This is a genomic window from Micromonospora sp. NPDC049891 (assembly GCF_040660295.1).
Lineage (GTDB): Bacteria > Actinomycetota > Actinomycetes > Mycobacteriales > Micromonosporaceae > Micromonospora.
Genome location: NZ_JBFAML010000005.1, coordinates 281684 through 288434, shown reverse-complemented (window position 1 = coordinate 288434; position 6751 = coordinate 281684). Strand labels below are relative to the sequence as shown.

Below are 6751 nucleotides of genomic sequence, written 5' to 3'. Positions count from 1 at the left end.
CACCCCCCGGATCATCCACACGACAGGGGCAGAAAGTCATACCGGGCCGGGCGACCGAGGGTCCCCGGCTGGGGACGATCAAAAAGGTAACGGGGGCTGACAGACGCCCTCCGGGAGCGGGTTGGAAGCTGCCGGATACGGTGACGCGGAGGCAGCGACCGCATGGCAGCTGATGGCCCGACACCGTCACATCCGGCAGCCACACCGGTGCCGGCGTGGGCAGCAGCAGACCGTGTCCGCCGCTCAGCCGCTGTTGGTGTCGCAGCCGAGATTGGGGGAGCGGGTTGGGAGCAGACGGGTGCACTGAACGGCGTTGAACAGCGTCCAACGGCCCTGAACGGCATCCAACTGCACCCACCCCGACCTGCACGTTCTCGTTTCCGCAGGTCAGAATCCGTGCCGCGTCCTGCTTCACACGCAGTGCTCCACGATTTTGAACGGCAGTCGATAGCACTCTATGTCTCCTGATAGGGGAGTATGCGCAGGTCACGGCGGTAAGGATCTGCTGGATCGGCTGGCCTTGCAGGTGGGAGCAGATCGGGTGCAGGTTGGCGAAGTGGTCACCGCGCCCGAAGTGCTCACCGGCTCTGGCCAGCCCGGAGGGCTCTGAACTGCGGCGATGTGGGCCAGCGGCCTGGCGTGACCTCCCAGAGAACACCGAAGTGGTCAGGGTTCGCTGCTCCCTGTCTGGATGGCGCCGGCTGTGGTCCCCGGCCCCACTGACGCCATTCAGGAGAGCAGTGTTCCATCGATGTGCGGCTCTGGGTGCCGTGGTGCTGGCTCAGTATGGATCCCGGGAGCTGAGACTCGAATCCCACCGCCAACCTTCTGAGCAGGGCTTCCTGCTCGGTGACCTCTTCGGCGGACCCGAAGGCGTCAGCACGACACCTCCGCTCAGGCCGCCTCGCCTCGGTACGCATCGATCAGGTTCGCCTACAGGAGGCATACGCATCGGCGGCGGGATGGCTACAGCACCGTCACCGACAAGCTCTGCAGCTTCCTTTGCCGCTGACGTTTTCTCCAGCCACTCGCGCTACAACCATCGATACCGCGCGATCTGCGTCCTCAATCTGCGGTCGCATCAAGTCAACGTCCTCGACGTAGTCCTCGACCCGGGCGATACCGCCGCAGGCACTGCCAGCAGCGGCACGCCGAGTGTCAGCAGCACTGCGGCGAGCAGCCGGTCCACCGCTAACCCATCCAGCACCTCCAATGTCGAGACCTTTGATGGGATGGTTTGGGGTAGGCGTGACGGATTTCGCCACGGAAGGGAAGAGCCACTCCCGCCGACGGCTTCGGAGCACGCGAGCGGTCGGGCACCCGACAGCCGGGGGGGATCCCGGTCCGTCGCGTGATCGGTACGCTGGGTGCTCCACAGTGGTGACCGAGGGGTGCGCGCGTTGTCGAAGTCGGCCGTTCCGGAAAACGTGTTCGTGCAGGTCGTCGAGACCGACGCTGGGCGGGAGATCGCCTGGGGCGCGAACGTCAACGAACGGCTCCGGGACCGGCTCGATGAGCTGCGGGCCGCCGTCGTGGCCGGCGCGCAGGTGGTGAACGCCGACCTCGACCAGCTGCCCGAACGACCCAACTGGCGGGTGAGCGAGCTCTCCGCGACGTTCGGCGTCACGCTCACCGCCGACGCGGGAGTCCTGCTGTCGCGGGCCGGCGCCGAGGCGACCTTCGAGGTGACGGTCACCTTCAGCCGGACATGAGCGACGGGCGCGTCCTCGCCGGGGCGAAGGTGCGGGGCTGCGGCTTCCTCCTGACCGGGCGGACGGTCCTCACCGCCGCGCACGTGGTCCGGGACCGGCGGGTGGACGAACTCGCGTTCGTCACGGAGACCGGCCACCGGCACGGCGTGGCGGCCATCCGGTCGGTGCCGGAGATCGACGCGGCCGTACTGACCCTGGCCGAGCCGGCACCGGACCCGCCGCTACCGCTCGGCCGGCCTGCGGCATCCGGCGCCGCCTGGCGGGTGACCGCGCGTCCGGAACCCGCGTCCGTCCAGCTGACCGGCACCGTGTCCGCGGTCGGCCACCGGGTGGTGAACGCCCGGGGGCACGAGCTGGGCGTGCTGCAACTGGCGGTGGCGGAGGAACTGGGGGAGTACCAGGGCTACTCGGGCGCGGCCGTCACGGTGGACGGCGCGGTGGTGGCGGTGCTGGTCGAGCAGGTCCGCGAGCGCACCACCGCACCCGGGGCCCGGCGGGCGAGCAACGTGCTCTACGCGGTGCCGGTCGGAGACATCCTCGATCACCTCGGGCTCGACCGCCCGGTCCCGGTGCCGGCCGGCTGGCACGAGGACCTGTGGCGGCTGCTCGACGAACTGGCCGACGACCCCGACCTGCCGGACGAGCTGAGCCGCCCGGAGACTGTCGCCGTGCAGGCGTACGCCCTGCTGGCCGACGCGGCCGCAGGCGGCCACGCGAGCGACCCGGGACGGCTGGCCGACCGGATCCGGCGGCAGGCGCGCCGGTGCTCCGCCGACGAGCCGGTGTACCGGCTGGCCGCGCCCGCTCCGCTCACTGCCGGCTCGCTCCGGTTGATGCTCGACCGGCTGGCCCGGGTACACGCGGCGGCGGCCGCGTTGCCGACTCACGTCCGGCGCCCCCGGTACCGGATCGAGGCTCCGGGGACGCTCCTCGCCGATCCGGTGGCCGAGATCGACCGGTGGCTGGCGGCGCGGGTCGCCGACACTGGCGACGACGACCGGTACGACGTCGAGGAGACCGTGCGCGGGATGCGCGACCGCCTCGACCCGCCGGTGTTCGACCGGGACCCGGCCGGCGAGCTGATCGCCCTGCTCAACAACGACGGTTTGGAGGCGCCGGCACGGACCGCGGAGCGGCTGGTGCGGGAGATCGTCACCCGGGGCGCCGACGCCGCCGACCTGGAGGTCGGGCTGGCGCGGATCCTCACCCGCGGCACGCCGTCGGAGGTGACCGTGCTGACGGCGGCGCACCGCCAGCCGGCCACGGTGACCCGGGACGACCACGGCTACCTGGTCAACCGCCAGCCGACCCTGTACCACCTGGAGCACGGGTACTTCGCCGCCACCGACGTCCTCGACGAGTTCGAGCGGGGGTACTGGTCGTGGTACGAGCAGGCGGTGGTGGAGTCGGCGCGCGCGGGCCGGGCCGTCGTGCCGATGTTCTGGATCACCGGGCCGTCCGGGGCGGGCAAGAGCGTCCTGCTGCTGCAACTCCTGGCGCGGCTCAACACCCGGGCCGGGGTCTCGGTGCTGCTCCCACCCGCCGGCACGCGACTGAGCCGGGCCACCCGGTGGGCCGGCGAGCTGGGTCCGGCGCGGCACGTCGTCGTCGGCGTCGACGACCCGCTGTCCTGGACCGAGGACGACGGGCGGGCGGCGTGGCCGGAGGTGTTCCAGGCTCTCGCCCACCAGCGGCAGACCGGATCCACGCGGGAACTCCCGGTCTTCGTCTGCTGCGCCCCCACCGAACACCGGGGCGAGTTCGTGGCCGAGTACCGCCGGCAGGTGCTCGTCGGCGGGATGGCGCTGGACCCGTACCGGCCGGAGTTCACCGAGCAGCTGCGTCGCTGGTACACCGCCCGTACCGGCATGGCACCGCCACCGGTTCCGCCGCGGGGTGTGCCGCTGCCGGCCCAGCTGTTCCTCGAGTGGCGCAGCGGGGAGGGCATCGAGGAGTACGCCGAGCGGTTCCAGCGCCGCATCACCGGCCAGGGGCTGCCCGAACTCGCCGACTTCTTCGCCCACCTGCTCGCCGTCAATCGGCTCTACGTGGGCTACCCGCAGGAGGCCGTCGACGCGTTGGCGGAGGAGACCCGGCAGGCGTTCGCCGCCTACCGGGAGGACATGCACGTCCAGCTTTCCGGCGAGGACGGCCGGCCCGGCTACTGGTTCGCCCATCCCCACGTCGCCGACCTGATGTACGAGGTGTGGTTCCCACCCGGCCGTCGGGCCGCGGAGCGCACCGCGCACCTGCGGGACGCGCTGCTCGAGGTGCTCGCGGCTGTACCCCGGGGCTGGGCCGCCGTGCCGCTGCTGCGCCGGCTGCGCGCTGCGGCGGGTGGCGGGTCGGGGGAGCGCGACGCGATCGCCGCCGTCCGGGCCCGGGAGGCCGCGGTGCGGTCGGCGCTGGCGGAGGTGGTCGACCGGCTCGGTCCCGGCCTCACCGACCTCGCCAGCCCGGTGCTGGCGGAGTGGATCCGCATCGAGCACCAGGTGTGGCCGTCCCGCTCCGATCGGCGTCCCCGGGAGTGCGCCATCGCCCGGCTCGCCGGGCCGCTGGACCGGGGCATGGACGAGTTGCTGCGGGCACTGGTCGACCTCGACAACCCGGGCGTCGACGCCGAGGTGTGGGCGTATCTGCAACGGCACCTGGAGTGGGAGGGCTGGCTGACGGTCGCGGGCCCGCTCGTCCGGCGTAGGGCCCGCTCCCGCGACGTCGACCTGCTTGCCCCGGTCGTCGAGTCCACCCTGGCGCGGCAGCCCGCGGCGGCCATGCTGCTCGCGGACGCGCTGGAGACCGCCGTCGACAACGGCCCCCTCGTCCGGCTCGCGCACCGGCTGGTCACCGGCGAGCTCACCGTCGACGCCCCGCTGGCCCCGGTGGTCGCAGCCCTGTACCAGCGCGACCGCAACCGGATGCGGGGGCGGGGCCCGCTCGCCGCGCCGATCCACCGGGGGCTGGTCCGGGACTGGTTGGCGGCCGACCCTCGCCCCGAGCACCGGGTGGTCTACGAGGAGGTCCTCGCCGGGCCGGTGCCGCCGATGTTGTGGCGCGCCCTGGAGGCGTGGGTCCGGGCCTTCCCGGCCGAACGCCTCGCGGGTGTCGCCCTCGCGCAGTGGCTGGACTGGTCGTGGCTGGACGACGAGGGCCGGCGTGACCTGCTGCACGCCCACTTGGAGCGGTGCGACGACGTGGACCCCCGCCTGGCCGGGAAGGTGCGCCACCTGCTGTCGCACGACGGTCGGGGCTGGGCGCGGCTGTTCACGCTGCTGCCCGAGACCTGGGTGCGGGACCCGCAGGTGCGGGCCACGGCGCTTACCTGGCTGCGGGGGCAGCGACCGCCAGCGGCGTGGCACTGGGTGTACACCCACCTGTGCCGCAGCACCGGCGAGCCGGACGACGAGCTGCGCCGGCTCGGCGCGGGCCACCTGGCTCGGTGCGGGGAGGACCACAGTTGCGTCTACACGCACTACTGGCTGCTCCAGGTCACGGCGGAACCGGGGCGCCTGGAAGCGGCGCGCGACACGTTTCGATGGCTGCGGGACCGGACGGGCCTGACTGTGGCCTGGTGGCTGCTGGCGGGCCAGATCTTGCGTGCGGTGCCACCCGACGACGCCGACGAGGTCGTCGACGTCTTCGTGACCTGGGTTTGGGACCACCCTGACGACGGGGCGGCCGGGCAGGTGCTCTCCGCCAGCCTGGCGGCGGAGACGTCTCCGGCCGTGCGGCGGCGACTGCTGGATTGCGTCGAGGAGTGGCTGTCGGCACCGCGACCGGGCTGGGCCCGCACCTACGCGGCCGCCCGGCCGTTGCTCGACGTCGACCGGAGCAGCGCGCTCGCGCTGTCCTGGCTGCTGCGATCGGCCGACGACCGGGGCTGGCTCCGGGTGTTCTTCGCGACCGTCGACCAGCTCGACGTGGCGCAGCTGACCACGGTGGTCCGCGCCTGGTTCGCCACGGCGGGGTCGACCGCCTTCGCGGCGGGTCCGCTGTGGCGGGTCGCTGTCGAGGAGGGGCCGTGCGCCGCGCTGCTCCGCGACCCGTCGTTCCGCGCGGTGGCGGTCGGCTGGCTGGCCCGTGGTGGCGGCACCGCCGCGTGGCGCCCGATCACCCTCAGCCTGGTCGCCGCCGACCCCGCCGACCCCGAACCGCTGCGCGTGGTCCTGACCGGCGGGATCCCGTTGCACAGCGTGTACGGCTTCGCCGACGACCTGGAGGAGCTGCTGCGGACCCGACCCGACGAGGCCGGACCGATGCGCCGGCTGCTGGCCGCCGTCGACGCCACCCCGGCGTGGCGGGTCGTGTGGCGCAGGCTGCTGTCGGTCGCCCCGGATGACCACGGCTGGCAGGTGTCCCTGGCGTTGCTGTCGGACGAGACACCCGACGCGTTCGCACCGCTGTGGGTCCGACTGTGGGACGCGTATCCGGACAACGAGCGGCGGGCCGTGTTGCGGGACCTCGCCGAGCAGCAACTCGCCGGCCAGCCGGTCGACGAGCCGGGGTGGCGTAACGTCCGCCGCAGGCTTATCGACGGCACCGGTGACGGCGCCCCGGACACCCCACCGGAGTCGGTCGTCGGCGTCGGCACGGCCATGCCGTTCCTGCCGGCTCCCCGCGCGGGGGACGGGACATCCGCGCCGTGGCAGTGCCGGCTGGAGTGCCCCCACTGCGGTGTGCCGTTCGACGTCACCAGTGGCGACGGCGTCCGGCAGGCCCGGTGGACCTGCCTGCGGTGCGATCACGACCTGACCATCGACACGGCGACGTTGGTGATGACCGCGCGGCCGATGACGCGGACCGCCGCGAAGCCGGTGTCCGTCTCCAGCCGGGCACCCCGGTTTCGGCCGCGGGTCCACTGCGACCGGTGCGAGCGGGAGATCGCCGCGAATGTGCCCACCCCGGACGGCGGACACGTCGCCGTAGACCGCGAGTGCTGGCTGCTCCACGAGGTGACGGCCGTCGACGTGACGGACTTCGTCGAGCACGCCCGGTACGTCGAGGCGGGCCGGACCGCCGAGGAGTCCGACTAGGCCGTCGAG

Annotated in this window: 2 protein-coding genes; both read left to right on the top strand. The window is 73.0% G+C overall.

All coding sequences use genetic code 11. From position 1 onward, the window contains the following. The first annotated feature begins 1400 nt into the window (after positions 1-1400). The gene (locus AB0I71_RS10030) at positions 1401-1712 is read left to right on the top strand and encodes a CU044_2847 family protein (RefSeq protein ID WP_357582888.1); all 312 of its coding nucleotides are present in this window, start codon (positions 1401-1403) and stop codon (positions 1710-1712) included. Continuing rightward, on the top strand, positions 1709-6742 hold the full coding sequence (locus tag AB0I71_RS10025; RefSeq protein WP_357582886.1) for a serine protease: 5034 nt from the start codon (positions 1709-1711) through the stop codon (positions 6740-6742). Before AB0I71_RS10030 ends, AB0I71_RS10025 begins: the two co-directional genes overlap by 4 nt. The last annotated feature ends 9 nt before the right edge of the window (positions 6743-6751 follow it).

Coding starts and splice junctions, on each gene's coding strand:
- AB0I71_RS10025 (WP_357582886.1), top strand. CDS start 1,709: ATGAGCGACGGGCGCGTCCTCGCCGGGGCGAAGGTGCGGGGCTGCGGC.